The organism is Patulibacter minatonensis DSM 18081 (genome assembly GCF_000519325.1).
GTDB classification, from domain to species: Bacteria; Actinomycetota; Thermoleophilia; order Solirubrobacterales; family Solirubrobacteraceae; genus Patulibacter; species Patulibacter minatonensis.
On sequence record NZ_KI912613.1, the window covers coordinates 246,844 to 273,021 of the forward strand.

Sequence of the window (26,178 nt, forward strand, 5' to 3'; positions counted from 1 at the left end):
ACGGCCGGTCGTGGGCGCCACCACGCACGCTCTGCGGGTCGCGGGACCGCGGGCCGGAGCGACTCCCGGCGCCGCTCAGCCCTCCCCCGCCACCCGCGCCCGGTCGAGGTGGGCGGCCAGCAGCGCGACCGCCCGGTCGACGTCGCGGGCGTCGACCGCGTCGACGATCGCCTCGTGCTCGTCGACCAGCTCCGCGGGCAGGCCGCCACCGCGCCGCATCGTCGCGACGGTGACGCGGTCCTGACGGTCCCTGAGGCCGTCGAAGAAGCGCAGGAGCACCTGGTTGCCCGCCGCCGCGACCCACGCGCGGTGGAGCCGGCGGTCCGCCTCCGCCGCCGCGACGAGGTCGTCCGAGGCCTGCAGGTGCCGCTGCTCGGCCACGATGCCGCGCAGGTCGGCGAGCAGGGCGGCGTCGCGCGGCCGGGCGAGCACCGTGCGCACCGCGTCGCCCTCGACGAGGGCCCGGGCGTCGTACATGTCTCGGGCCTCGCGGGCGCCGACGGGCAGCACGAGCGCCCCGCGCTTCGGGTACAGCGCGAGGAGGCCCTCGCCCTCGAGCAGCAGGAACGCCTCGCGGACCGGGGTGCGGCTGACGCCGACCTCGTCCGCGACCGCCCCCTCGCTGAGGAGGACGCCGTCCTCCAGGGACCCGTCGACCAGCCGCCGCTTGACGTGCTCGTAGACCCGGCGGGAGGCCGAGGGGGTGATGCCGGTCGTCTCCACCATGCTTAGATACATCATAGATGCAACAAGCGGTCCGCACGTCCACGCCCGACTCCGGGCCACCCGCCCTTCGCCGCGCGTGGATCGTCTTCGTCGTCGGGTCGTCCGCGTACCTGATCGCGATGCTGCACCGGATGGCCCTCGGGGTCGCCGGCAGCGACGCGGCCGAGCGCTTCGGCGTCGCGGTCGGCGCACTCGGGGTCTTCACCTCGCTGCAGCTCGTCCTCTACCTCGTGATGCAGGTGCCGGCGGGACTGCTCGCCGACCGCTTCGGCCCGCGGCGCACCCTGGCGATCGGACTGTGGATCATGGCGCTGGGCGAGATCCTGTTCGCGGTCGCCCACTCGATGCCGCTGGGGCTCGTCGGGCGTGGCCTCGTCGGGATCGGCGACGCCCTGACGTTCCTGAACGTCCTGCGCCTCGCCCACGCGTGGTTCCCGTCGCGCATGCAGACGATGCTGACGGCGCTGATCGGCTTCGCCGGAGCGGTCGGACAGCTCGTGTCGACCGTGCCGCTGGAGCTCGGGCTGCGTCACCTGGGGTGGGCGGGGACGTTCCTCGTGGTCGGCGGGCTCACGGCGGTCCTGGCGCTCGTGCCGCTCGCCCTGGTGCGGGACCGTCCGCCGGTCCCGCCGGACGGGGCCGGCGACGACCGCCCCCCGTCGGCGTCCGGGGGCATCGCCGACGACGCCGCGGGGCCCGCCACGCCCCGTCACGAACCGGTGCTCGCGACCCTCGCGGCGGCGTGGCGGCGCCCCGCCACCCGACAGGGGTTCTTCCTGCACATGGGCGCGCTCTCCCCGTTCCTCATCATGGCCGCGATCTGGGGCGTGCCGTACATGACCGACGCGCAGGCGATGAGCAAGGCGACGGCCGCGAGCTACCTCCTGGGCGGCTCGATCGCGTTCGCGGTCAGCGGTCCGCTGATCGCGCTCGCGGTGGGCTCCGACGCTCGACGCCAGCGCGTCGCGGCGCTCCTGTGCCCCGCGGCCGCCACCACGGCGTGGGCGGTCCTCCTCCTCTGGCCCGGCGCCGAGCTCCCGCGCGGCGTCCTCCTCGCCTGCCTGCTCGTGACGGGCTTCGCGGCCGGCGGGGCCATGCTGGCGTTCGAGATCGCGCGCCGCGCCGCGCCCGCCGCCGCCAGCGCCAGCGCAGGGGCCCTCGTCAACTGCGGCGGATTCTCGGCGGCGGTGATCGGCTCCCTCCTGATCGGCCGCCTCCTCGGCGACGGCGACCACGGGGCCGTCGCCACCCAGCACGCGATGCTCCCCGTCCTGGCCTTCGCGGCGATCGGGCTGATCGGGCTGCTCCTGACCCGCGATCCGGGGCAGCCGGTCGCGCGGGCGCACGGGTCGTCGGTCGGGGCGACGGGCGACTGACCGGCGGGGCGGACAGCCGCGGGCGGCGACGGGCCGCGCACGGACCGACCGATGCGGCGTCGGCCCGTCATGCGGGCCATTCGCGCATCACCGGCGGGTCCCGCGCCGACCGATGCGGCGTCGGCCCGACATGCGGGCCATTCGCGCATCACCGGCGGGTCCCGCGCCCACCGATGCGGCGTCGACCCGTCGGACGGGCCATCGGCGCATCGCTCCGGGCTCCCGGGCGTGGCCCACGACGCCCGCGCCCCGACCGTCCACGTGGGAGTCGGCGCCCATCCGTTGTGTGACGCTCGACCGGAACGGCGCGGGATCCGTAGCATCGCGAGCATGGAACGAGGACGACGCCGCAGCACCGCGTTCGCCCGCACCTCGATCGCCGCGGTGTCGGCGGTCGTCGCGGCCGGTGGGATCGCCGGCTGCGGGGGCGGCAAGGACGACTCATCGAAGCCGGCGGCCGTGGTGAAGCGCGAGACGCCGAACCTCGTGGCCGTCTCCCGGCCCGACGACGCGGAGGCCGGCGAGGCCTCCCCGCTGCCCGAGGGCCAGCAGCGCGGCCCAGCCGCCCCGACGCCCGAGACGGCCGGCGAGAAGAACGCCAAGAAGTCCCAGGCGGCGCAGGCCGAGAACGCGGAGAACGGCATCTCCCCCGGCGCCCCGTCCGACGCGGAGATCCGCGCCGAGCTGGGCGAGATGAAGCAGGTCCAGAAGGAGGCCGCGAAGGCCGCCGCGAAGGCCGGGCCGTCCGGCCCGCTCGACCTGACGCCCGGCGGCAACGCGAAGACGCCGGCCAACGCCCCGGCCGCCGTCGCCGCGATCATCGGCAGCGCCAACGCGATCGCCCGCTTCCCGTACGTCTACGGCGGCGGCCACGGCTCGTTCGTCGACACCGCCTACGACTGCTCCGGCTCGGTCAGCTACGCCCTGGCGGGTGCCGGTCTCGTCGACGCACCCATGACGTCGGGCGAGCTCGCGAAGTGGGGCGAGCCCGGCCCGGGCCGCTGGGTCACGATCTTCGCCAACGAGGGCCACGTCTTCATGTACGTCGCGGGCACCCGGTACGACACCAGCGGCCGGTCCGGCGTCTTCGGCAGCCGCTGGAACGCGAACCTCCGCGGCACCGGCGGCTTCACCGTCCGCCACCCGCCGGGCCTGTAGGGGCCGGCGCGGGCCGGCGGTAGGCCTGTAGGGCCGGCGCGGGCGGGCGGTAGGCCTGTAGGGCCGGCGCGGGCGGGCGGTAGGCCTGTAGGGCCGGCGCGGGCGGGCGGCGGGACCGCCCGCCGTCCGCTCGCGGCCTCGCGTGTCGCTGCGGATCGTCGCCTTCCGGCGGCAGGGATCCGCGGCACCCTCCCCCGCCGGGGCCCGCCCCGCCTACCGCCCGCCCCACCGCCGCGCCAGCGCGTCCGGCAGCCACCAGTTCGCGCGGCCGAAGAGCGTCACGAGCGCCGGGACGACGAACGCCCGGACCACGGTCGCGTCGAGCAGGATGCCCGCCGCCAGGCCGGTGGCGAGGATCCGGATCTCGGTGTTCGGCGCCGCGCCGAGGGCGACGAACGCGAGGAAGAGGATCAGCGCGGCGCTCGTCACCAGGCGTCCCGTCCGGCCCAGCCCGGCGACGACGGCCTCGTCGGTTGAGCCGGTGCGGTCGCACTCCTCGCGGATCCGGCTGAGGATGAAGACCTCGTAGTCCATCGAGAGGCCGTAGAGGAACGCGAAGATCGCCAGCGGCACCCAGGTCGTGATCGACCCGGTCGCCGGGACCGAGCCGATGAGCTCCGACCCCCAGCCGTGCTGCCAGACGAGCACCACGATCCCGAACGACGAGCCGACCGAGAGCACGTTCAGGAGGATCGCCTTCAATGGCAGCAGGACCGAGCGCAACGCCCGCGCCAGCAGCACGAACGTGATCACCGCGATCAGCAGCACCATCAGCGGGAACGATGAGTAGATCGCCTCGGTCAGGTCCCGGTCCTGGGCGGCGGGCCCGCCGACGCGGCCGTCGATCGCCCCCGAGTCCTTCGCGGCGTCGCGGACGCGGTCGAGCGTGGCGCGGCCCTCGTCCGACGCCGAGTCGCCCTTCGGGAGCGCCACCGTCATCGCGGTGTCGCCCTTCTGCCACGACGGGTCGACCGGGGTCAGCACCCCGCGGATCCCGTCGATCCCGCGCAGCTCCTGCGCGACGCCGCTCTGTGCCTCGGCGCTCGAGACGACCTCGATCGGCGTCAGGGCGCCCGAGCCGAGGCCGGAGCGCTCGAGCTGCCGGAGCGCCGTCCGGGCGTCGCCGCCGGCCGACAGCGCGTCGACCGACGGCTGTCCCGGCCGCAGAGTCGTCGCGACGCCCGCCAGGATCCCGAGGACGAGCAGCCCGGCGAGCGCTGCCGGCCAGCGACGGCGCACGACGAAGGTCGCCCAGCGCGTCCAGCCGGGCGAGACGGTCGGGTCCCCCGCGTCGCCGGCCGCGTGCCGGCCGGCCCACCGCCGGTCGAGCCGCTCCCCCACCCCGGTCAGCAGCACGGGCAGCAGGGTCAGCGCCGCGACGACGGAGACGATCGGGATCAGCAGCCCGCCGAAGCCGATCGAGCGGATGAACGGCACGGGGACGACGACGAGCGCGAGCAGGCCGATCGCGACCGTGATGCCCGACACCGCGACCGCCCGGCCCGCGGTCCCCATCGCCGCGCGCACGGCGTCCTCGCCGTCGCGGCCGGCGGCGCGCTCCTCCCGCCAGCGGAAGACGACGAGCAGCGAGTAGTCGATCGCCACGCCCAGCCCGATCAGGCCGACGAGGAACTGCACGACGAACGAGACCTCGGTCAGTGCGGCGAGGATCCGGAGCAGCAGGAACGTCGTGAGGATCGAGACCGCGGCGACGAGCAGCGGCACGAACGCGAGCGCCGAGCCGAAGACCCACGCGAGCACGAGCAGCGCGCCGAGCCCGCCGACGAGCGTCTCCACGAGGAGGCCCGCGCCACCGCCGCCGGAGTCGTCCGACAGCGCCTCGGTCCCGGTGACGAGCAGCGGCCGGCCGCCGACCTCGGTCTTCGCGGCGACCCGGCGGACCGCCGCGAGCGCCTGCGGGTTCTCGTCGGGCTTCTGCCGGCTGACGGGCGGGAAGACGTAGGCCACCGACGCCCGGCCGTCCGCGGCGTCCAGGCCCTCCCCCGTCGCCCCCGAGCTCGCGACGACCCGGGCCCGCGGGACGGCGCGCTTCACGCGGTCGACCGCCTCGCGGAGCTCGTCCCGGACGTCCGGGTCGGTCACCGCGCGCCCCTGCTCGGGCCGCGCGACGAGCACGATCGCCGGGACCGTCCCGCCGTTGCCGTACTCCTGCACGATCTGCCGGTTGGCCTGGAACGACGGCTTCCCGGGCGCGTCGGACTTCTGCGACAGCGCGTCGCCGATCCCGCTCGCGGCCCAGACCCCGGCGAGGGTCAGGACGACCCAGACGGCGGCGACGACCCGCCGGCGGGCCAGGACGAGGTCGCTCAGGCGCCTCATGCGCGGGCCGCCGGGGTGGGCATGCATGTCGGGCCGGTCGAGGCGGCGTACGCGGCGGGGCGGGTCATCGCGGCGGGGCCGGGAGCCGCGGCGAGATCGGGGACCGCGGCGGGTGAAGGACTCGCGGGGCGGAGCACGTTGCCACCTTGCCCGATCCGGGCCGGTTCATGCCGCACGGCGGCATCGCCCCGTCCGCCCGGCGGTGGCGCGCACCACACCGGACGGCGGCCGCACCACGCGCCCGACGGCCCGTTCCCCCTTCGGCGGACACGACGACGGGCGCGGTCGCACCGTCTGGCACGATCGGCCGATGGCCTTCCGCACCGTCTGCGTCTACGCTGGCTCCAACCCGGGGACGGACCCGTCGCACGCCGACGCCGCGCGGGCGCTCGGTGGGCTGCTGGCCGCGCAGGGGACGGGGCTCGTCTACGGCGGCGGGCGGACCGGGCTGATGGGCGTCGTCGCCGACGCGGTCCTCGAGGCCGGTGGCGAGGCGGTCGGGATCATCCCCGGCGGGCTCGAGCGGCGCGAGGTCGCCCACCGCGGCCTGACGGAGCTCGTCGTCGTCGACACGATGCACGAGCGCAAGACCCTGATGGCCGAGCGCGCCGACGCGTTCGTCGCGCTCCCCGGCGGGCTCGGCACGATCGAGGAGCTCGTCGAGGTCGCGACGTGGACTCAGCTCGGGATCCACCACAAGCCGGTCGGGCTGCTCGACAGCGCCGGCTACTGGGGCCCGTTCGACGCGTTCCTCGACCACGCCGTCGTGGCCGGCTTCCTCCGCGCCGAGAACCGCGCGGCGATCGTGCTGGACCCCGACCCGGCCGCCCTGCTCGAGCGGCTGGTGGCCTGGCGGCCGACGTCGGTCCAGAAGTGGCTGGAGCTCGACGAGCGCTGAGCGGCGCGCGCGGGTCGCCGTCGGTGGTCGGTCGCGTCGCCCCGCGGCGCGAGAGGCACCAGGCCGGGGGCCCCGTCGCCCGCCGGCCATCCACCACGCACCGCCGCACGCCCACCGCCCGCCGTCCGGGCCAGGCCGTCCGTCAGGATGGCCCCCATGAGCGGCCTCCTGATCGGCATCGGCGTGGGTCCCGGCGACCCCGAGCACCTGACCCTGAAGGCCCTGAAGGCGCTCGAGCGGGCGGACCGCGTGTTCGTCCCCGTGACCGAGGCGGCGGGCGAGACCGGGCGCGCCGAGCACGTGGTCGCGCCCCACGTCGACCCGGCGAAGATCGAGCGGCTCGGGTTCTCGATGCGCGACGCGTCGCTCCGCCAGGAGAACTGGGACCGCGCGGGCGCGGCGATCGCGGCGATCGTCGGCGAGGGCGGCACCGCCGCGTTCTGCACCCTGGGCGACCCGAACGTGTACTCGACGTTCACGTACATGGCCCACACGGTCCGCGGGCTGCTCCCGGACGTCGTCGTCGAGACGATCCCGGGGATCACCGCGATGCAGGACCTGGCCGCGCGGTCCGGGGCGATCCTCACCGAGGGCAACGAGTCGCTGACGCTGCTGCCGCTGACCGCCGGGGAGGAGGTCCTCCGCGCGGCGTTGCGGGGCTCCGACACCGTCGTCGCGTACAAGGGCGGCCGCCACATGCCGCGCGTCCGGGAGATCCTCGCCGACGAGGGCCGCTTGGAGCAGGCGATCTACGGCGAGCACCTCGGCGTCGACGGCCAGGAGGTCCAGGCCGCGGGCACCGACGCCGAGCGCCGCGGCCCGTACCTGTCGACGGTCATCGTCCCGCCGGCCCGCACGACCGAGCGCGGCGGCCGCCTGAAGGACGAGACCGGCCGCGCGATCTGACCGCCGGTTGGGGCGGGTGGGCGCCCTGGTCGGCCGCCGAGGTCGTTGCTGGTCGGATACCGACCATCCGTGACCCCCGACCGGGCACGACCCGCGACCCGCCGACCACCACGGTCACCCCCGGTCGGATACCGACCATCCGCGACCTCCGACCCGGCACGACCCGCCGCCCACCGACCACCACGGTCACCCCCGGTCGGATACCGACCATCCGCGACCCCCGACCGTCCGCGACCTCCGACCCTCCGCGAACGCCGGACCGGCATGCGGCGGACGCGGCCCGGCCAGCCAGACCGCCGGACCCAACCCGGCCCCGCCCGTCGCCGAGTCCGGGCGCCCCGCCCGTCAGCGCCGGATGGTGATCCGCCGCGTCGAGCGCACCGCGGGCGCGTCGGCGGCCGTCACGCTGATCGTGGCCAGGGTCGCGCGGCCGCGGCGGGCGCGGCGGGTGACCTGGAGCCCGAAGCGCTTGCTCATCACGCGGGAGAGCGAGGAGTTCGTCCAGCAGAGCTGACCGCCCGCCGCGCGCCCGCCGCCCCGCGAGGAGATCGCGATGCCCTTGCCGGGGCGGATGCAGGTCGTGAGGCCGTGGGCGAGCACGCCGCCGGTGTTCCGGATCACGAGCTTGACGGCGAGGCTGGTGCGGCGCCGGGCCTTCGAGGCCGCGCTGACCCGGGTGCTCAGGCGCGGGCGCGGTCCCTGGGCGATCCCGGGGGTGGAGCGGGTCGGGGGCGTCCTGCCGGCCCCGCCCGCGGTGGTGGCGATCACGCTGCAGGAGACCGTCGCCCCGAGGTCCGCCTGCTGCAGCTTGTAGCTCCCAGTGGCGCCGTACTGCAGCACCCGGCCGTTGCGGGTGTCCACGAACCCGATCGCGTACGCCGGGGCCCCCGACCACGTGCCGGGGTTGCAGACGAGCGTGTCGCCCGTCTTCGGGGTCGCGCTCAGGGCGGTCATGCGGACGTCCTGGCCGCCGCGGGGCGCCACGGGCGGCGCGTCGCTGCCCTGCACGAAGGCGAGGATCTCCGGCGCCGCGATGTTCGTGTAGTAGCTCGGCGACCCCGCGCCGCACCGCGGGCCGCTGGAGACGACGCCGACCACGCGGCCGTTCTGGACCAGCGGCCCGCCGGAGTCGCCCTGACAGGTCGAGCCGATCGGGCTGAGCGAGACCGCGTAGACCGCGTTCAGCGAGCCGGCGCCGCCCGCGTCCTCCGACGAGGCGGCGTCGATCAGCGGGGTGTCCAGCAGGTACAGCGACCCGTCGGGCGTGCCGCCGTCGGACTGGAGCCCGAATCCGGAGATCCGGGCGGGACCGACGGGGCTCTGCGCCGGGTCGGGCAGCGCGATCGGGGCGGCGTTCGCGTCGTACGTCAGCGGCTTGGACAGCGTCAGGACGGCGACGTCGTCGTCCAGCGACTCAAGGGTCCCGGTGCCGTCGGCGGACGGCTGGTAGCCGGGGTGGCGGCGGACCGAGGCGACCCGGACGGCCTGCGGCGTGTCCCCGGCCAGGGGCTTCGGGTTCGACCCGGACCCGGAGGTGTTGTCGAAGCGCGAGAAGCCCGCGTTGACGAGGTAGGACTGCGCCGGGATCGGGGTCGCGCCCTCGAAGGTGCAGTGCGCCGCGGTGAGGATCTGGGTCGGGCTGATGATCGCGCCGCCGCAGCTCGAGAACCCGTACGCGCCGGCGGTGCCCCACGGCTTGCCGTCGTCCCGGCCCCGGATCCGCACCTGGTACGGCACGGCCGCGATCGTCGTGGCGGTCCCGCCGACGATGCGCGGCGCGGCGGGCGACGACGCGGAGGACGGCGCGGCGCCGAGCGAGAGCCCACGTGTCGACGCGGCCTGCGCCCCCGCGGGGACGACCGCACCGACGGCCACCACGCCCGCGACCAGGACGAGGGCGCGCCGCCGCCGTGGCCCGGTCGGGGTCGTCCCGCGCAGCCGGCGCGCGGACGGGATGACTGATGGCGCGACCTCGGGCACCCGACCACCGTAGTGCGCGGCGCGGCGCCGGCGGGGGATCCCTCACGATCCCCTCACCGGACCCGCCCCTCCGACGCTCCGGGAAGGCCTCCGCGTCGAGGCGCGTGCGGACGGGCGCGGACGCGCCCGTCGCCCTGGTCCGTGGCAAGTGGCGCGTGCGGACGGCGCGCGCCCGCGCCCGTCGCCCCGGATCGCGGCCGGCCCGGATCGCGGCCGGCCCGGGCGTCCTCCTGCCGCGCGTCATGATGGGCGCGATGGGAACCAGCGAGAGCGCCGTCCACGTCGTCGGGCTCGCCGGCGACCGGCCGGCCACCCCCGAGGGCGCCGCCGCGCTGGCCGCGGCGACCCTCGTGGCGGGCGGCGCCCTGCCCCTCGCGGCGTTCCGCGACCGCGCCGGGGACGCTCCGGTGCCGGAGACCGTGCTCCTCGGCGCTCCGCTGCAGCCGACCCTGGAGCGGATCGCCGCCCACGCGGGCCCGGTCGCCGTGCTCGCGTCGGGCGACCCGGGGTGGTTCGGCATCGTCCGGACCCTCGCCCGCAGCGTCGACGCGGCCCGGATCGTCGTCCACCCCGCGCCGTCGTCGGTCGCCCGGGCGTTCTCGCGGGTCGCGCTGCCGTGGGACGACGCCCGCGTGGTGTCCGCCCACGCCCGCGGCACCGGCGGCATCACCGCCGTCCTCGGCGCGCTGCTCGCCGGCCCGAAGGTCGCCGTGCTGACCGCACCGGACTGCGACCCGTCGTTCCTCGCCTGCGCCTACGACCGCATCCCCGGCGCCCCCGAGCGGACGCTCGCGGTCTGCGAGCGCCTCGACGCCCCCGACCAGCGGGTCACGATCGGCTCGCCGGCCGAGATCGCCGCCGGCACCTTCGCCGACCCGAACGTCCTGCTCGCGTGGCGCCCCGGCCATCCGGTCGCCGCCGAGCGCACTGCGATCCAGCCCCCGCGGGCCGCGACGTCGTGGGCGCTCCCCGAGGACGCGTTCGAGCACCGCGCGGGGATGATCACCAAGCGCGAGGTCCGTGCCGCGGCGCTCGCCGCCCTGGGTCCCGGTCCGGGCGACCTCGTGTGGGACGTCGGCTGCGGCAGCGGCTCGGTCGCCGTCGAGTGCGCCCGTCTCGGCGCCGGCGTGATCGCGCTGGACCACGACGAGGACGCGGTCGCGCTCACCCGTCGCAACGCCGCCGCGCACGACGTCGAGCTCGCCGCCGTCCACGCCTCCGCGCCGGACGGGCTGACGGGGCTCCCCGACCCGGACGTCGCGTTCGTCGGCGGTGGCGGGGCCGACCTCGACCGGGTGGTCGACGTCGCCGCGGCCCGGGCCCGGCGCGCGGTCGTCGTGACGCTCGCGACGGTGGAGCGGATCGGCCCGGTCCTCGAGCGCCTGGAGGCCGCGGGCCTGCGGGCCGAGGGCACGCTGGTGCAGGCCTCGCGGCTGCGGCCGTTCGTCGGCGCCCACCGCCTGGAGCCCGTCAACCCGACGGCGGTCCTCGTCGGCCGCCGGGACTGACGGCGAGAAGACCCCGCGGTCGTTCGTGGTCGGTATCCGACCAGAACTGACCCCGACCCGGTTCGGCCGACCCGCCCGCCTGCCTGCCGAGTCGGTCCAGCCCGCCGGGCCGTCAGGTGATCGGCTCGGCGGCCTGCCCGGCGGACCGCCTGGCCGCGCGCAGCCCGTCGAGGTGCGCGGTGTCGTTGTAGCCGCGCAGGCGCAGGCGGCCGTCGGCGAACACGACGAAGCGGTTGACCGAGGTGTTGTCCGCCCCGAGGAACGCGAACGCCTCGCTGCCGGCCGCCTGGCGGCACATCTCGGCGATCACGCCGCCGTGGACGACCGCGGCGACCGTCGCGTCCGGCCCGGCGCTGCGGACGACGTGGTCGAAGCCGCGCCGGACGCGCTCCGCGAACAGCTCGTCCTGCTCCGCGCCGGGGATGACGTCCCAGCGCTGCTCGGTGAACGACCGCATGATCGTCGGGTCGCGGTCGGCGATCCGCACGCGGTACTCGCCGGCGTCCCACTCGCCGAGGTGGATCTCGCGCAGGTCGGCGACGACCTCGGGCTCCAGGCCGGTCAGCTCGACGAGGCGCGCCGCGGTCTGGTGCGTACGCACGAGCGTCGTCACGAACAGCTTCGACAGCGGCTCGAGCGCGAGCCGCTCGCCGACCAGCCGGGCCTGCTCCTCCCCGTCGGGCGACAGGGGCGGATCGCCGTCGCCCTCCTCGTTGACGGGGAAGACCCCGCCCGCTTCCACGCCGACCGTCGACCCGTGGCGGACGAGCAGGACCTCGGTCGCGCCGGGCGGCAGGGTGAAGAGGCGCTGGGCCTCGACCGCGCGGGGGACCGTCTTGGCGTCCGGTGAACTCACCACTCGGAGGTTGGCAGACCGCGAGTCCGGAGGATGGGTCACGATGGTGCCGTGCCAGGTGATCCCCACGCACGGCGCGAGTCGCCGGTCCACGCCGTCGTCCTCGGCGTCGGTGCCAGTCGCGGCTGCCCGCCGGAGGAGCTGGCCGCGCTGGCGGACGGCACCCTCGCGGAGGCCGGCGTCACGTTCGCGCAGGTGTCCGCCGTCGCGTCGGCGACGGTGAAGGCCGACGAGCCCGCGATCGTCCGACTGGCCGCCGACCTGGGCGTGCCCGCGCGGTTCCTCGGGGCCGAGGAGCTCGCGGCCGTGCCGGTGCCGACCCCCTCGGACGTCGTGGCCTCGCACGTCGGCACGCCGTCGGTGGCCGAGGCGGCCGCGCTGCTGGTCGCCGGCGAGTCGGGCTCCGGGAGCCGCCTCCTCGTCGCCAAGCGCCGAAGCACCCACGCGACCTGCGCGGTGGCGACGTCCGGGCCCGCGGACCCGACGGGCGACGACGACGCGACCCCGCGCGCCGAGACGCCCTCCCCCGCACCGTCCGCGACCCTCCCCGGCGCCCCGGTCCCCGCCCCCTCGGGCGTCGGCGCCCCGGCCCGCACCCCGCACCCGATCGAGGTCGAGAGCTACCGGATCCTCCGCTCCCGCCTCGAACTCGACCACCTGCCGCCGCTCTCGCGCGCCGTCACCGAGCGGACGGTCCACTCCGTCGCCGACGTCGCCTTCGCGGAGACGCTCGTGCTCGACGAGGACGCCCTGCTCGCCGGTCGCGCCGCCCTGCTCGCGGGCGCGCCGCTGATCGTCGACACGCGGATGGCCGCCGCCGGCATCACGGCGCGTGAGACGATCGTCCCGCTGGCCGACCCCCGCGCCGCCGACCGCGCCCGCGCGACCGGCAGCACCCGCTCCGACGCCGCGTTCCGCCTCGCCGCCGCCGACCATCCGGACGGCGCCGTGTGGGCGATCGGCAATGCCCCGACCGCGCTCTTCGCCCTTCTGGAGGAGATCGAGGCCGGCCGCGTCCGGCCCGCGCTCGTCGTCGGGCTGCCCGTCGGCTTCGTCGGCGCGGCGGACAGCAAGGCTGCGCTGGCCCGGAGCGGGGTACCGTGCCTCACCAACCGCGGGGAGCGCGGCGGGACCCCGGTCACCGTGGCCGCGATCCACGCGCTCCTCTTCCACCGCGACTCCGGAGCCCCCTCCGCATGAGCAGCCCACGCCTGATCCTCGTCCTCGGGGGAACGCGCTCCGGCAAGAGCGCCGTCGCCGAGCGCCTGGCGGCCGCCGCGGGCGGGCCCGTCCGCTACCTCGCCACCGCACCCACGGGCGAGGACGGCGACCACGACCGGATCGCGCAGCACCGCAGCCGCCGCCCGGCGTCGTGGGAGACCGTCGAGGTCGCGGCGATCCAGGACCTCGCGCTGCCCGTCCGGGACGCCGGCGCGTCGACGGTGCTGCTCGACGGCCTGGGCGCCTGGCTCGCGGGCGTCCTCCACGACGCCGGGCTCCTCGACGACGACGGACGCCGCGAGGATCCCGCCGGCGCGATCGACGGCGCCGCCGCGCTCGCGGGCATCGAGCACGCCGTCGCCGCGCTCGCCGACGCCGCCTGCGCCCGCGAGGCCCTCACGGTCGTGGTCGGCGAGGAGGCCGGCATGGCCCCGGTCGCCGCCACCCGCGGCACGCGCCGGTGGGTCGACCTGCTCGGCAGCGCCCACCAGGCGCTCGCCGCCCGCGCGGACCGCGTCCTCCTCGTGGTCGCCGGTCACGCGATCGAGCTGACCGACGTCGGCGCCGGTCCCGAGATCGGGTCGGCCCCGCAGACGTCCCTGCCGCTGGGCACCGCCCCGGCGGTCGCGGCGTCCGTCCCCGCCGTCGCGACGGGCCTGCCGGAGGCCGCCGCCGACCGGCCGGCCGACGGGGAGTCCGAGGTCCTCCCGCCGGCCGCCGTCGTGGTCGGTGCCGACGCCGTCGCCGAGGGGCACCGCCGGGAGGACGAGGGCGAGCCCGTCCCGTCCGCGTCCGGCGCGCCGCTGCCCGTCCACCCCGAGGACGCCACCCCGGTCGACGCCGTGCTCGACGGCGACCCGGCCGCGCCCGGCGACGCCGGGGTGCCCGGGAACGCGGGGCACGGCGTCGCCGGTGCGCCACCCCGCACCCCGGCTCGCCCGCTGCCGGCGTCCCTCCCCGTCCCGCCCGGCGCCCGCCTCCACGGCGACCGCATGGTCCCCGAGGGCATGCTCGACTTCGCCGTCAACGTCGTCCACGGCGACCCGCCCGGCTGGGCCCGCCAGGCCCTGATGAACGGCCTGGAGACCGGCAAGCGGTACCCGGACGACCGCGCCGCGTCGGAGGCCCTCGCCGAGCGGCACGACCGCGCCGCCGACGGCGTGCTGCCCCTCGGCGGCGCCGTCGAGGGCTTCTGGCGCCTGGCGCTCGCCCTGCGCCCCGTCCGCGCCGCGGTCGTCGTCCCGGGCTTCACCGAGTCGGAGGCCGCGCTGCGGACCGTCGGCTGCGAGATCGTGCGCGTCCCGCGCGAGGCCAAGTTCGACTGGAAGCTCGACCCCGAGGCCGTGCCCGAGGACTGCGACCTCGTCGTCGTCGGCCGCCCCGAGAACCCGACGGGCGTCCTCGACGCCCGCGAGTCGATCCTCCGCCTGCGCCGCCCGGGCCGCACGGTCCTCGTCGACGAGGCGTTCGCCGACTTCGTCGGGGAGGACGCCCTGGCCGCCTCAGGGGGCGCGCTCGCCGACCAGCGCCCCGCGGACCACGGCCCCGGCGACCTCGTCGTGCTGCGCAGCCTCACGAAGTCCCTCTCCGTCCCGGGGATCCGCTGCGGCTACCTGCTCGGCGACCCGGAGCTCGTCGCCGCCGTCCGTGAGGCCGGCCCGCCGTGGACGTGCCCGACCCCCGCGCTCGAGCTCCTGCGCGCCTACGCCGGGCGCCCCGACGCCACCGGGCGCATCGCCGCCCGCACCGCCGCGCACCGCGGCGACCTCGTCGCCCGGCTGCGTCAGCTCGCCGGCGTCCAGGTCTGGGACGGCGCCGCGAACTTCGTCCTCGTCCGCACCCCCGCCGGCGTCGACGCGGTCGCGGGGCTGCACGACCACGGCATCGCGGTCCGGCCCTGCACGACCTTCGCGGGCCTCGACGACCGCTACGTCCGCATCGCCGTCCGCACCCCCGCCCTGCACGCCGAGCTGACGACCGCGCTCGCCCGCGTCATCAGCGCCGCCGAGTAGGGGTAGGGGACCGGGCCCCGACCCGAGCGTCACGGGTCCGCACCGCCGCCGGGACCCCGGCAAGGCTCGGGCCACCCGGGACGGGACCGGGCCCCGACCCGAGCGTCACGGGTCCGCACCACCGCCGAGACCCCGGCGGGGCTCGGGCCACCCGGGACGGGACCGGGCCCCGACCCGAGCTTCGCGGGTCCGGGCTCAGGCGGGGTCGGGCCCGCCCGCCGGCAGCACGAGCACGAACGCCGTGCCGCCGTCGATGCCGTCCGCGACCCGGATCGTGCCGCCGTGCGCCTCGACGATCGCCTTCGTGATCGTCAGCCCGAGCCCGGTGCCCGGGATCGCGCCCTTCGTCGCCGCCGGGGCGCGGTAGAAGCGCTCGAACAGCCGCACGCGGTCGGCCTCGGGGATCCCGATGCCGGAGTCCGCGACCTCGAGCAGGACGGTGTCCACGTCGCTCTGCGGCACGACCCGCAGGCGGACGGTGCCCCCCGCCGGCGTGAACTTCACCGCGTTGGCCAGGAGGTTGTCGACGGCCTGGGCGATGCGGGTGACGTCCGCCCGCACCGGCGACGGCGCGGTCTCGGCCTCGATCGTGACGCCCTTGGCGTCGGCCGCGGCACGGGCGCTCGCGACCGCGTCGGTCGCGACGACCTCCAGGTCGACCGGCGCCGGGTGCAGCGTGAACTCGCCCGAGTCCGCGCGGGCGACCGTCAGGAGGTCGTCGACGAGCCGCAGCAGCCGGTCGACGTTGCGCCGGATCATCCCGGTCCAGTGCAGCTGCCCGGGGGTCGGCTCCGCGGTCTCGTCGTCGAGGAGGTCGACGGCCGCCACGACCGACGACAGCGGCGTGCGCAGCTCGTGCGTGACGGTCGCGACGAACTCGTCGCGCATCTGCTGGATCTCGTGGTCGCGGGTGCTGTCCCGGAACGAGACGATCCGTCCGAGGAGGTTCCCGGCGGCGTCCGCGACCGGGTCGGTGCGGGCCACGAACCAGTGCCCCGTCTCCCGGACGTGCAGCTCGGTCCGCATGTGGTGACGCGGGTCCTCGACGACCTTCGCGAAGTCCGCCGCGGTGGCCTCGCGGTCGACCGCGAACCGGAGCATGGTGGCGACGCGCTCCTCCACCGTCGAGTCGTACGTGATCCCGAGGATCACCGCCATCTCGCGCATCCGGCGATTGATGACGCTCACGCGGCCCTCGGTGTCGTACATGACGATCCCGAACGACGTGGCGTCCAGCACCGCCGTGTTGACCGCGGAGAGCCGTGCGGAGCGCCGCTCCTCCGCGGCCTTGGCCAGTGCGACGGCCGCCTGCTCGGCGAGCCCGCGGACGCGGTCGATCTCCTCCGACTGGAACCGGCGGTCGGCCACGCGTGCGATCACGACGACGCCGAGCAGCTCGTCGCCGCGCAGGAGCGGCACGTGCAGCTCGTGCCGGACGCGGACGGGCCGCGACGGCCCGCCGAACCCCTCGACCTCGAGCCCCGCGTCGGCGTGCGCGAGCGCGACGGGCCGGCGGGCGACGACCGCGCGGCCCGTGACGCCCGCGGACGCCGAGACGGTCCGCGGCAGCAGCCCCTCGGGCACGCCGACCGCGGCGGCGAGCTCGAGCTCGCCCTCGTCGTCGACGAGCCGCAGCACCCCGGCGTCCGCCCTGCCCTGCTTGACCGCCTGCTCGACCGCGACGCGCGCGACGCCGTCGAGGTCGGACTCCGCGACGAGCCGCTCGACGAAGCCGAACAGCGTCTCGACCCACGCCTTCTCGTCCTCGAGCTCCGAGAACGTGCGCTCGAGGTCGTCGCGCTGGGCCTCGACCTCGGCCGTCTGGCCCTCGAGCTCGTCGTGGTGCTCCTGGAGGGCACGGCTCATGTCGTTGAAGCTGCGGGCGAGCCGGCCGACCTCGCCGCCCCCGGACTCGACGACCTCGGCCTGGAGGTCGCCGCCGGCGACACGTCCGACCGCCTCGGCGAGCCGCCGCACGGGCAGGACGACGAGCCGCAGCAGGTACCCGCCGAACGCCAGGACGAGGAGCACGGAGACGACGCCGCCCGCCACCCCGAAGACGACGCCGCGGGTGCCGGCGTCCTCGGCGTCGCCGCGGACCCGGTCGGCGCGGGCCTGCTCCTCCGCGACGTACGTGTCGAACTGGCGCCGCAGCCGGTCGACGATCTCCTTGCCGCGCCCTGTCGCGACCTTCCTGCGCGCCGCGCCGAGGTCCCGTCGGCCGAGTGCGACGACCGGCCTCGCCCACCCGGACTCGTACGAGCGGATCCCGTTGGCGATCGCCAGGCCGCGGGCGTCCTGCCGGGACTCGTCGGACCCGGTCTCGAGCCACGTCAGGAGCTTCGGAAGCGCCTTGCGGGCCGCGTCGTAGGGCTGGAGGAAGATCTCTTCGCCGGTGACGAGGAACCCGCGCTCCCCGGTCTCCAGGTCGATCAGGTTGCGCTCGACCCGGGTGGCGACGGCGATCGTCTGCTCGGCCCGCGCGGCGTCGCGTCCCGCGTCCCGGAGCTCGACGACCGCGAGCGTCAGCCCGGCGAGGATGATCCCGATCAGGCACGCGACCGAGACGGAGACCGAGACGATCAGGGGCGTCAGGCGCTGTCTCACGGCGCGCACCGGTAGGCGTTGGCGCCCGCGTCGACGAGGCCCCGGCGGTCGGACACCGGCAGGCGCTCGCTGCGCCCGAGCAGCAGCAGCCCCCCGGGGGCGAGCGCGCCCGCCGCGTGGTCGAGCATGGCCGCCTTCGGCCCGGGGGCCAGGTGGATCAGCACGTTGCGGCAGAGCACCACGTCCCACGTGCCGTCGGGGGTGCTCCGGGAGACGTCGCGCTCCTCGAACCGCAGGGCCGAGAACACCGCCGGCGCCAGGCGCTCCCGGCTGCGTTCGCGGGCCAGGGCCACGTTCTCGGGCATCAGGTCGCTGCCGAGCAGCGTCGCCCCGTCGAGGACGCCCTGGGCCTCGAGCAGCAGCGCGAGGCTGCAGAGCTCGCTGCCGTCCGATGCACCGATCGACCACACCTTCAGCGGCCGGCCGCTGCGATCGTCGGCGCGCATCAGCCGGTCCAGCAGCTCGAACTGGGCCGGGTCCCGGAACATGCCGGTCGTCGACACCGCGACCGCGCGGCGGAACCGCCCCCGCAGGCCGGGGTCGCCGTGGATCGCGGCCGCGAGCGCCGCGGGCCCGGGCAGGCCGAGGCGGGTGACCGCCCGGGCGATGGTCCGGGCGACGTGGGCGGGACGGAAGGCGGCGAGCTCGAGACCGCAGGACGCGCTGAGCGCACGGAGGGTCGCGGCGTCCGGCAGCGTGGGCTCCGGTCCCACCCGCCCCGCGTCGGTCGCCGCCACCGGCTCAGCCGCCGGCATCGTGGGGCCGGTCGGCCGCGGCGAGCACCGCGAGCAGGTCGGCGACGAGCGTCCGGGGACCGAAGGGCTTCGACAGGTAGCCGACGGCTCCCGCCGCACGGCCGGCCTCGCGGTCCGCCGCGGAGTCGCGGGCGGAGAGCATCACGACGCGGACGTCGGGGCGCTCCGTGGTGATGCGCCGGCAGGCCTCGAGACCGTCGATCACGGGGAGCCCGACGTCCATCAGGACGACCCCGAAGTCGGCGCCGAGCGCGCGCTCCACCGCCGCCTGGCCGTCGCGCGCGACCTCGACGTCCGCGCCCTCGCGCGACAGGACGAAGGTCAGGATGTCGGCGAGCTCCTCGGTGTCGTCGACGACGAGGATCCTCATGCCGGCGATCGGGGATGGGGTCTCGGCGGGCACCGCGCCACATCGTAGACGGCCCGGCCGACCGCGGAGCGGTCCGGCGGTGCGGGACGCGCCGCGACCGGCCGCCCCACCGTCCGGCGCTCGGGGGACAGCGCGGACGGCGGGCGGTGCGGGACGGGACAGGCACCCGCGGTCAGATCGCCCGCCCGCGCCGCTCGGTGGCGCGTGGGCGGAGAACGGGGTACACGCCGAAGCTAGCAACGCACGGGTGGGGCGTTCAGGCCCCGATCACCCCAGGCATGTGCTCCCGGAACACGCGGAGCGCCGGTCGCCATCGGACGATCCGGGTCTGCGGCCGGCGTGGCGCACGCGGACACCGTATGGCACGAAATCCTTCGTTTGGCGCGCATCCACTCGCGGTCGCCCCGCGTTCTTCCGAGCATCCGACGCCGGCCGTACGGCCGGCACCGACGCGGATCGACCCCCAGGAGCACCATGCACCCCGAGCACGAGCACGAGACCACCCCCGCCCGCACCGGCATCCGCCGGATCCTCCCCCGCCGCGGCACCGGGCGCACGCGCGCCGTGCTCGTCGGCACCGGCGTCCTGGCCTTCGGCGTCGCGCCGCTGACGTACGCCGCGACCGGCGGCTCGCTGACCCTCGGCGAGCGCAACAGCGCGAACGAGGAGACGCAGATCATCGCGACGGAGAACGCCGGACCGGGCGCCAAGGGCGGCTACGCCACCCGGCAGTCGAACCTCTCGACGACCGGCGGCGCCGCGATCTACGGGTGCCGCTCCTCGGCGGCGACGTCGGCGACCGACGAGAAGAACGCGTGCATCCGCGCGAACAACCTCTCGACGGGCAAGGCCTTCGAGTTCCGCGTCGGCAAGGGCATCCTCGGCGGCGACATCAGCGTCGCCAACGGCGGCGACGGCACGAAGCCGTTCACGACGAACGCGACCGGCGTGGCGACCGGCCTGAACGCCGACCGCGTCGACGGCAAGGACGCGGACGCGATCATCAAGGAGGCCGTCGACAAGGCCGTCGCCGAGGCCGTGGCGAAGGCCCCGAAGGCGACGCGGTGGGTCCTCGTCAACGCGGCGGGCGAGATCGAGGCGCAGTCCGGCGGCTTCACCGTGAAGTCCGCGTACGTCGGCAACCCGGCCGGCGCGTCGGAGAACGTCTACATCGACAGCGGCGAGGATCTCTCGTCGAAGGGCCTGTCGGCGACGATCGCGCTGCAGAACCAGACCGACCAGAACGGCGACGGCGTCATGAACGGCAAGGCGCCGGGCGCGAACGCCAACCCGGAGTTCTCGGGCGAGGTCTCCGCCACCCGCTGCGCCATCACCGGCGTCGTGTCGTGCGCCCCGACCGGCACGAACACGAGCACGCACTTCGTCGTCAGCCCCCGCCTGAGCGACGGCTCGCCGACGAGCACGACGACCCGCAAGCGGTTCTACGTGACGATCACCGGCGGCTGATCGACCGGGGGTCCCGGTCCCGGCGTCCGCGCCCGGGTCCGTCCGACCTCAGCGTCGCGCGAGGGCCCCGGCCAACCGGACGCTCATCGCGTCGAGCTGGAGGTCCTCGGTGGCGTTGCGCCGCAGCGTCCGCCGGGTCTCGTCGACCACGTCCACGCAGCGCAGCAGGCGGTGGACGTCGGTCCGGCCGGCGTCCTCGCGCAGCTCGGCCAGCCGGTCGACGTGGTGCACCGTGGCCTCGGCGCCGACCGCCACCGACGCCGCGTCGCGGAACCACAGGCCGCAGAGCCGGAGCGACGCGTCCAGCGCCGCGGTGCGCTCGCGGCGGACCGCGCGCTTGGCGTCGTCCTTGGCCTCCCGCTCGATCCGGCGCCGCTCGCGGTCCGGCAGGCGCTCGGCGAGCTCCTTGGCCTCCTGCTCCACGACGGTCCCCGCCGCCTTGCCGCGCTCGGCGGCCGCGTCCGACATGGCCTTCCAGGGCGGCTGTCCACCCACGGCGTGGATCGCGTGGCGCGCGACGGCCTCCGCGGCCGCCCGCATCGGCGCGCCGTCCCCGCCGGCGAGCGCGCCGGCCAGGAGCGCGTCCCCGAGACCGAGGCGGGCGCAGGCGAGCGCCGTCGTCTCGTCGACGCCGTGGGTCGTCCGCAGGCGCGTCGCCAGCTCGCCCTCGGGCAGCGCGTCGAAGCGCACGGTCTGGCACCGGGAGCGGATCGTCGGCAGGAGCTCCCCCGGCCGGTCGGAGAGGAGGACCAGCACGACGTAGTCCGGCGGCTCCTCGAGGGTCTTCAGGAGCCGGTTGGCGGCGCCGTCGTTCATCGCGTGGGCGCGCTCGAGCACGAACACGCGGCGCCGGGCCTCGAACGGCCGGTTGGCGACCGCCTCGACGACGGCCTCCTTGACGTCGGAGACGCGCATCTCGCCGGAGCCCGTCGGCCGGACCCAGGTGAGATCGGGGTGCGACCGGCGCTCCACCCGCGACGCGACGCCCGCGGGGTCGAGGACGGTGCCGTCCGCGGTCTCGGCGAGGAGCACCGTCGCGAGCGCGCGGGCGACCGTCCGCTTGCCGGACCCGGGGGGTCCCTGGAAGAGGTACGCGTGGGACGGGTCTCCCGGGACGTGCCCGCCGTCCGGTGCGGTCCGGGCCAGCGCGCGGGCGAGCACCGCCCGCGCGTGCGGCTGGTGCTCGGTGCCGGGCAGGACGCTCACGGCGCCGATGGTAGTCGCCGCCCGTGCCGGAGCCCGCGCCGCCCCGGCGCCCGCGGCGACCCGGGCCGGATCCGGCCGGCGGACGATACCGCCCGGGCGTCCGTCCGCGCGGATCCGTCCGTGTGCGCGCACGACATGCACGGTGGACGACGGGTGCGCCGGATACAGTGCGCGACATGGCAGGAGAGCGCTCCCAGGTCCTGGTCGTCGACGACGACGAATCGATCCGGGAAGTCGTGCAACTCGTCCTCGAGCGCGGGGGCTTCTCCGTCCGCACCGCGGAGGACGGTCGTGCCGCCCTGAAGGTCCTGTTCGCCGGCTCCGTCGACGCCGTCCTCCTCGACGTCGACATGCCGGGCCTCGACGGCTGGCAGACGCTCGAGCGCATCCGCGAGGTCGCGGACGTGCCCGTCTGCATGCTGACCAGCGAGGACGCCGAGCTCGCCAAGGTCCGGGCGCTGCGCGGGGGCGCCGACGACTACGTCGTCAAGCCGTTCGGGCCGCAGGAGCTGCTCGCGCGCGTCGAGGCGCTGGTGCGTCGCGGCCGGGGCGGCACCGAGGGCACCTCGAAGCCCGTCGAGATCTACGAGGACGGGCTGCTCAAGGTCGACCGCGAGCAGCGCCTCGTGTCCATCGGGGGCACGGAGCTCCAGCTGACCCGGCGCGAGTACTCGCTGCTGGCGGCGCTGACCGACGAGGCCGGACGCGTGCTGCCGTCGGAGGTCCTGATCGACCGGGTCTGGGACGGCATGGCCACCGCCGACCAGGTCAAGCTCTACGTCAGCCGCCTGCGCCGCAAGCTCGCCGAGCACGGCGCCGACCACACGGTCGAGACGGTCCGCGGCATCGGCTACCGGTACCGCCCGCCCGCCTGAGCCTCAATCGTTGATGGGGCGGATGCGCTGGGAGCCCTCTTCGAGCTGCAGCCAGCGCCGGAGGGCCTCCTCCGCGCCGCCCGCGGAGCCGCGGAGGTCTGCGACGAGCCCGTCGGAGACGTCCTGCAGGCGGGTCACGGCCCGGGTGATCGCGTCCAGCGACGCGCGCTCCTCGGGGCCGAGCTCGGCCGCGGCGGCGGCGAGCAGGTCCGCGTGCACGCGAAGCACGGTGAGCGGCGTGCGCAGCTCGTGGGCCGTCGTGGAGACGACGAGGGACTGCAGGCGCTCGAGCTCCTGCAGGCGGTCCGTGGCGGCCTGCCCTGTGGACACCGACGCGTCGGCGGCCGGCTGCTCCTCGGACGGTGTGGTGGTGGCCTCGGCGTCCGCGCCCTCGAGCTCCACGCGCCCGGAGAGGAGCTCGTGCCGGGCCCAGACGGCCAGGTCGGCGAGCGTCTGCAGCAGCTCGGCGTCGGCCTCGCGCGGCACGGTGTCGATGACGCAGAGGACACCGATCATGTTGCCCTTGCCGTCGTCGATCGGCTGTCCGGCGTAGAAGCGGACGTGCGGCGCGGAGTTGATGCCCGGGACGTCGGCCCAGTCGGGGTCCTTCGACGCGTCCGGCACGACGTACGGGTCGGGCGAAGCGATCGCGGCGGAGCACATCGAGAAGCCGCGCGGCGCCTCGCGCGGGGCGTCCTCGCCGTGCACGCCGGGGTTCCACTGGCGGTGCTCGTCGATCAGCGACACGAGCGCGAGCGGGGCGCCCGCGATCTGCGCGGCCTGCCGGGCGATGCGGTCGAGGCGCTCGCCGGCCTCCACCCCGATCAGCCCCGTGGCGCGGACGGCCTCCAGGCGCTGCTGCTCCGCGGCGTCGATCGCCGCGGCCGCGGCGGCCTTCTCCTCGGCGGTCTTGGCGGCGGTGCTCGGGTGCATGGACGGGTCCTCGTCTGGAACTGGGTCGGTCGGACGGGGCATCAGGCCGGAACGCCGCCCGTCGACGACGGCGGCACGGCCCCCACCGACCGACGGCGCCGGGGGTGTCGGGCTGCGTGCGGTCGGGTGACGGGGTGGGACGAGGGCATGCGGCTGGGGTCTCTCCGGCGATGTTGCGGATCGCAGGTCGCAGGCAGCGGTCGGTCGCGTATCGAACGCGTATCGGCGACGCCCGGGCTGGACGTTCCGGCCGCCGGCCCGGCGTGCGGACGCCGTCTCCTGCATCCGACCCCGCCGGTCGTCCCCCCCGGCCACCGGGAGGACCAGGAGGCACCGCCGGGGCCGCCTAGGATGGGCCCATGGCGGAGACCGATCCCGGACTCGACGACGCGATGGCCGCGCTCTGGGCTCGCGCGCGCCCGCGCGTGGACGCACGCATCGACGGCATCGAGTCGGCGGCGGCGGCCCTCGCCGCCGGCACGCTCGGCGACGAGGAACGCGACGCCGCGCGCACCCAGGCCCACCAGCTCGCGGGACTGCTCGGCACCCTGGGGCTGCCGGACGCGTCGCCGGTGGCGCGGCGGCTCGAGCACCTGCTGGCCGGCGGGCCGTCGGCGGCGGACGCGGAGACCCTCGTGGCGGGCGCCGCCGAGCTCCGTCGGGCGGCGGCCGCCGGGCCGACCGGCTGACCGGCCGGCCCGGGGGTGCAGGACGGGACGCGGGGACGACGGTCGCCCCCGGGACGGTCCCGAGGGCGGCGCCGTGTCCCCCTGCCGCGATCGCCGCGGCCCGCGAGGACCGGGGCGACCGTGCTGCGGTGGGCGGCGGGCCGTCCCACCGCGGTCGTGTTCTGGGGAAGTCGACGATGACGGGACTCCGGGAGGGCGCCGCCCACCCGGCACGGGCGTGGACCCGTCCGTCCCGGCCGAGGATGGGCGGTCCGTGTGACAGGCCCGGATCGGCGCCGTACCGATCGCGTATCGCGTCCACACGCCCGGTGACCGCGGCCGCCCGAGGCCGCCGACGCCCTGGGGCGCGCGGCGCGCAGTAGCGTCATCCCGATGCCCGAGCCACGCGGACGCCTCATCACCATCGAGGGACTCGACGGGTCCGGCAAGACGACGCTCGCCGACGGGCTGGAGGCCGCGCTCCTCGAGCGCGGGCTCCCGGTGCTGCGCCTGCGCGAGCCGGGCGGGGTCGAGCTCAGCGAGCGGATCCGGGCGCTCGTCGCCGATCCCGCGCTCGACGTCCACCCGCACACCGAGGCCCTGCTGTTCGCGGCGGCACGGGCCCAGCTCTGCGCCGAGCTCCTCGTGCCGGCGCTCCGCGAGGGGCGGTGGGTGCTGCTCGACCGTTTCGTCGACAGCTCGCTGGCGTACCAGGGCGGCGGGCGCGGCCTGGGCCTCGAGGCGGTCGCGCGCGTGAACGAGCTCGCGACGCTCGGCTGCCGTCCCGACCGCACGCTGCTCCTGCGGGTGTCGCGCTCCGCGGGCCGTCGCCGTCTCGACGCACGTGGCGGCGGGCAGGACCGCATGGAGCGGGAGGACGACGCGTTCTTCGCGCGCGTGGAGTCGTCCTACGACGCGCTGGCGACGGGCGAGCCGGAGCGCTTCCGGACCCTCGACGCGCACAAGGATGCGTCCGCCGTACTCGCGGACGCGCTCGACGCGATGGCAGACATCCTGCAAGAACCGGTGACGAAGTAACGACATGCAGGTCGTCGGCCTAGACTCCCCGACGTGACGGGGGATCCGCACGGGTGAGCGAGAGCAGCCCGCCCACCTCCGCGTCCGGGTCCGGCCCGGGCGCCGTCGACGCGCGCACGTCGGCCCTCGAGGACGCCCTGCGCGTCGAGCGGGAGCACGCGGCGGACGTCCGCGCCGCCGCCGAGGCGATCGCCGAGGAGCGCGACGCCGCGCTGACGGAGGCCGAGCGCCTGCGTGGGCTGCTGCACGCGGTGCGGGTCGCGGAGGTCGGTCGCCGGCGCGACGCCGAGGAGGCCGCCGCCGACCTCTCCGCCCTGCGCGGCGAGCCCGCCGAGGATCCCTCGCGGGCGCGGGAGCTCGAGGCCGAGCTGCACGTCGCCCAGAAGGCCGCCTCCGACGCCCGGGAGGCCCTGGAGCTCAGCCGCGGGGAGACCGCGGCCGTCCGGGCCGAGCTCGAGGACGCCCGGAGCGAGGCCACCACCGTCTCGACCGACGACGAGGCGCTGCGCGAGGCCGACGCCCGCGCCCGCTCCGCCGAGTCCGCCGTCAGGGACGCCGACGCCCGTGCGCGCGCCGCCGAGGTCCGCGTCGCGACCCTGACCCGCGAGCTCGCCGACGCGGGCCGCACCGCCGAGGCCGCCACGGCCCGCGCCGCCGCAGCGGAGTCCGAGCGCGACCAGCGCATCGCCGCGGGCCGCGCGGAGGTCGAGCAGGTCACCGGCTCCGCCACGGCCGAGGCCGACGAGCGCGCGGTCGCCGCCGAGCGCCGCGCGACCGCCCGTGTCGCGGCCGTCGAGGCGGAGTCCCGGGACGCCGTCGCCGCCGCGCAGCAGGCCGCCGCGGACGCGGAGTCCGCGAAGCAGGAGGCCGTCGCCGCGGCCGAGGCCGCCGGGCGGGACGCCGTCGGCGCCGCCGAGGCCCGGGGCCGGGACGCGCTCGCCGCCGCCGAGACCGCCGGGCAGCAGGCCGTCGCCGCGGCCGAGACCGCCGGTCGGGAGGCCGTCGCCGCCGCGGAGACCGCGGCGAAGGAGTCCGTGGCCGCTGCGGAGGCCGCGGCCGCCGAGACCGTCGCCGCGGGCGAGCGCGACGCCGCGCTCCGCGTCGCCGCCGCCGAGGCCCGTGCGCAGGAGGCGATCGACGCCGCCGCCGCGGACGCGAAGGACAGCGCGGGAGCCGCCGAGGGCCGGGCGGCGGACGCCGTCCGGGACGCCGAGCAGCGCGCCGCCGAGACCGTCCGGACCGCCGAGGCGGACGCCGACCGCCGCGTCGAGGCCGCTC

General features: G+C 76.7%; 21 protein-coding genes and 1 pseudogene. 13 read left to right on the plus strand and 9 right to left on the minus strand.

The window, feature by feature from the left end:
* Window positions 1-75: 75 nt before the first annotated feature.
* The gene (locus tag PATMI_RS0101300; RefSeq protein WP_026909554.1) at window positions 76-726 is read right to left on the minus strand and encodes a GntR family transcriptional regulator; all 651 of its coding nucleotides are present in this window, start codon (window positions 724-726) and stop codon (window positions 76-78) included.
* 17 nt (window positions 727-743) lie between these two features.
* Between PATMI_RS0101300 and PATMI_RS26430 the strand changes: the two genes are divergently transcribed.
* Window positions 744-2,102 (plus strand): MFS transporter, encoded by a 1,359-nt coding sequence (locus tag PATMI_RS26430; protein ID WP_051470914.1) that lies wholly within the window; start codon window positions 744-746, stop codon window positions 2,100-2,102.
* 330 nt (window positions 2,103-2,432) lie between these two features.
* Window positions 2,433-3,260: a C40 family peptidase gene (locus PATMI_RS36340; RefSeq protein WP_051470915.1), complete on the plus strand. Its 828-nt coding sequence runs from the start codon at window positions 2,433-2,435 to the stop codon at window positions 3,258-3,260.
* A gap of 213 nt (window positions 3,261-3,473) precedes the next feature.
* Here the strand turns inward: PATMI_RS36340 and PATMI_RS0101315 are convergent, their stop codons facing one another.
* The gene (locus PATMI_RS0101315; RefSeq protein ID WP_026909555.1) at window positions 3,474-5,600 is read right to left on the minus strand and encodes an MMPL family transporter; all 2,127 of its coding nucleotides are present in this window, start codon (window positions 5,598-5,600) and stop codon (window positions 3,474-3,476) included.
* Window positions 5,601-5,910: 310 nt separating this feature from the next.
* On the opposite strand from PATMI_RS0101315, the gene PATMI_RS0101320 reads away from it, so the two are divergent.
* Together PATMI_RS0101320 and cobI are read left to right on the plus strand one after the other, a co-directional pair.
* The gene (locus PATMI_RS0101320; protein WP_026909556.1) at window positions 5,911-6,498 is read left to right on the plus strand and encodes an LOG family protein; all 588 of its coding nucleotides are present in this window, start codon (window positions 5,911-5,913) and stop codon (window positions 6,496-6,498) included.
* Between the two features lie 156 nt (window positions 6,499-6,654).
* Window positions 6,655-7,404 (plus strand): precorrin-2 C(20)-methyltransferase, encoded by a 750-nt coding sequence (gene cobI / locus PATMI_RS0101325; protein WP_026909557.1) that lies wholly within the window; start codon window positions 6,655-6,657, stop codon window positions 7,402-7,404.
* Window positions 7,405-7,749: 345 nt separating this feature from the next.
* On the opposite strand, the gene PATMI_RS0101330 is transcribed toward cobI, so the two are convergent.
* Window positions 7,750-9,384 carry a serine protease gene (locus PATMI_RS0101330; RefSeq protein ID WP_026909558.1) on the minus strand — a complete coding sequence of 545 codons (1,635 nt, stop codon included), beginning with the start codon at window positions 9,382-9,384 and terminating at the stop codon, window positions 7,750-7,752.
* Between the two features lie 254 nt (window positions 9,385-9,638).
* On the opposite strand from PATMI_RS0101330, the gene PATMI_RS0101335 reads away from it, so the two are divergent.
* A complete protein-coding gene (locus tag PATMI_RS0101335) occupies window positions 9,639-10,892 on the plus strand; it encodes a bifunctional cobalt-precorrin-7 (C(5))-methyltransferase/cobalt-precorrin-6B (C(15))-methyltransferase (protein ID WP_036726603.1) in 1,254 nt (417 codons plus the stop codon).
* A 112-nt stretch (window positions 10,893-11,004) separates the two neighbouring features.
* Here the strand turns inward: PATMI_RS0101335 and PATMI_RS26440 are convergent, their stop codons facing one another.
* A complete protein-coding gene (locus PATMI_RS26440) occupies window positions 11,005-11,748 on the minus strand; it encodes a histidine phosphatase family protein (protein ID WP_051472305.1) in 744 nt (247 codons plus the stop codon).
* Between the two features lie 33 nt (window positions 11,749-11,781).
* On the opposite strand from PATMI_RS26440, the pseudogene PATMI_RS38650 reads away from it, so the two are divergent.
* The 3 genes and pseudogenes from PATMI_RS38650 to PATMI_RS33585 all read left to right on the plus strand — a co-directional run.
* Window positions 11,782-12,198, plus strand: a pseudogene (locus PATMI_RS38650) (cobalamin biosynthesis protein); the annotation flags it as partial.
* Between the two features lie 156 nt (window positions 12,199-12,354).
* On the plus strand, window positions 12,355-12,948 hold the full coding sequence (locus tag PATMI_RS38655; protein ID WP_026909560.1) for a precorrin-8X methylmutase: 594 nt from the start codon (window positions 12,355-12,357) through the stop codon (window positions 12,946-12,948).
* Window positions 12,945-14,981, plus strand: coding sequence for a bifunctional adenosylcobinamide kinase/adenosylcobinamide-phosphate guanylyltransferase (locus tag PATMI_RS33585; RefSeq protein WP_051470916.1), 2,037 nt, complete (start codon window positions 12,945-12,947; stop codon window positions 14,979-14,981). Before PATMI_RS38655 ends, PATMI_RS33585 begins: the two co-directional genes overlap by 4 nt.
* 195 nt (window positions 14,982-15,176) lie before the next feature.
* Here PATMI_RS33585 and PATMI_RS33590 read toward each other — a convergent pair whose 3' ends face one another.
* The 3 genes from PATMI_RS33590 to PATMI_RS26455 are packed head-to-tail and all read right to left on the minus strand — an operon-like array spanning window position 15,177 to window position 18,746.
* Window positions 15,177-17,588 carry an ATP-binding protein gene (locus PATMI_RS33590; protein WP_169738307.1) on the minus strand — a complete coding sequence of 804 codons (2,412 nt, stop codon included), beginning with the start codon at window positions 17,586-17,588 and terminating at the stop codon, window positions 15,177-15,179.
* Entirely contained in the window at window positions 17,585-18,301 is a 717-nt protein-coding gene (locus PATMI_RS33595; RefSeq protein WP_169738308.1) for a CheR family methyltransferase, read from the minus strand. Before PATMI_RS33595 ends, PATMI_RS33590 begins: the two co-directional genes overlap by 4 nt.
* Window positions 18,302-18,329: 28 nt before the next feature.
* Complete coding sequence (locus PATMI_RS26455) at window positions 18,330-18,746, minus strand: response regulator transcription factor (RefSeq protein WP_051470918.1); 417 nt, start codon at window positions 18,744-18,746, stop codon at window positions 18,330-18,332.
* A gap of 441 nt (window positions 18,747-19,187) precedes the next feature.
* Here PATMI_RS26455 and PATMI_RS0101370 point away from each other — a divergent pair, with 441 nt between their 5' ends.
* On the plus strand, window positions 19,188-20,180 hold the full coding sequence (locus tag PATMI_RS0101370; protein WP_026909562.1) for a hypothetical protein: 993 nt from the start codon (window positions 19,188-19,190) through the stop codon (window positions 20,178-20,180).
* Between the two features lie 48 nt (window positions 20,181-20,228).
* Here the strand turns inward: PATMI_RS0101370 and PATMI_RS0101375 are convergent, their stop codons facing one another.
* Window positions 20,229-21,386, minus strand: a complete 1,158-nt coding sequence (locus PATMI_RS0101375) for a DNA polymerase III subunit (RefSeq protein ID WP_026909563.1) — start codon at window positions 21,384-21,386, stop codon at window positions 20,229-20,231.
* 176 nt (window positions 21,387-21,562) lie between these two features.
* On the opposite strand from PATMI_RS0101375, the gene PATMI_RS0101380 reads away from it, so the two are divergent.
* Window positions 21,563-22,261: a response regulator transcription factor gene (locus PATMI_RS0101380; RefSeq protein ID WP_026909564.1), complete on the plus strand. Its 699-nt coding sequence runs from the start codon at window positions 21,563-21,565 to the stop codon at window positions 22,259-22,261.
* Window positions 22,262-22,264: 3 nt separating this feature from the next.
* On the opposite strand, the gene PATMI_RS33600 is transcribed toward PATMI_RS0101380, so the two are convergent.
* Window positions 22,265-23,194: a sensor histidine kinase gene (locus PATMI_RS33600; RefSeq protein ID WP_051470919.1), complete on the minus strand. Its 930-nt coding sequence runs from the start codon at window positions 23,192-23,194 to the stop codon at window positions 22,265-22,267.
* Window positions 23,195-23,553: 359 nt separating this feature from the next.
* Here PATMI_RS33600 and PATMI_RS0101390 point away from each other — a divergent pair, with 359 nt between their 5' ends.
* From PATMI_RS0101390 to PATMI_RS37105, 3 genes are all read left to right on the plus strand, one after another.
* The gene (locus PATMI_RS0101390; protein ID WP_026909565.1) at window positions 23,554-23,883 is read left to right on the plus strand and encodes an Hpt domain-containing protein; all 330 of its coding nucleotides are present in this window, start codon (window positions 23,554-23,556) and stop codon (window positions 23,881-23,883) included.
* A gap of 372 nt (window positions 23,884-24,255) precedes the next feature.
* A complete protein-coding gene (gene tmk, locus PATMI_RS0101395; protein ID WP_026909566.1) occupies window positions 24,256-24,900 on the plus strand; it encodes a dTMP kinase in 645 nt (214 codons plus the stop codon).
* Between the two features lie 53 nt (window positions 24,901-24,953).
* The coding region (locus tag PATMI_RS37105; protein ID WP_036725061.1) for a hypothetical protein at window positions 24,954-26,178 on the plus strand (1,225 nt) is incomplete at its 3' end.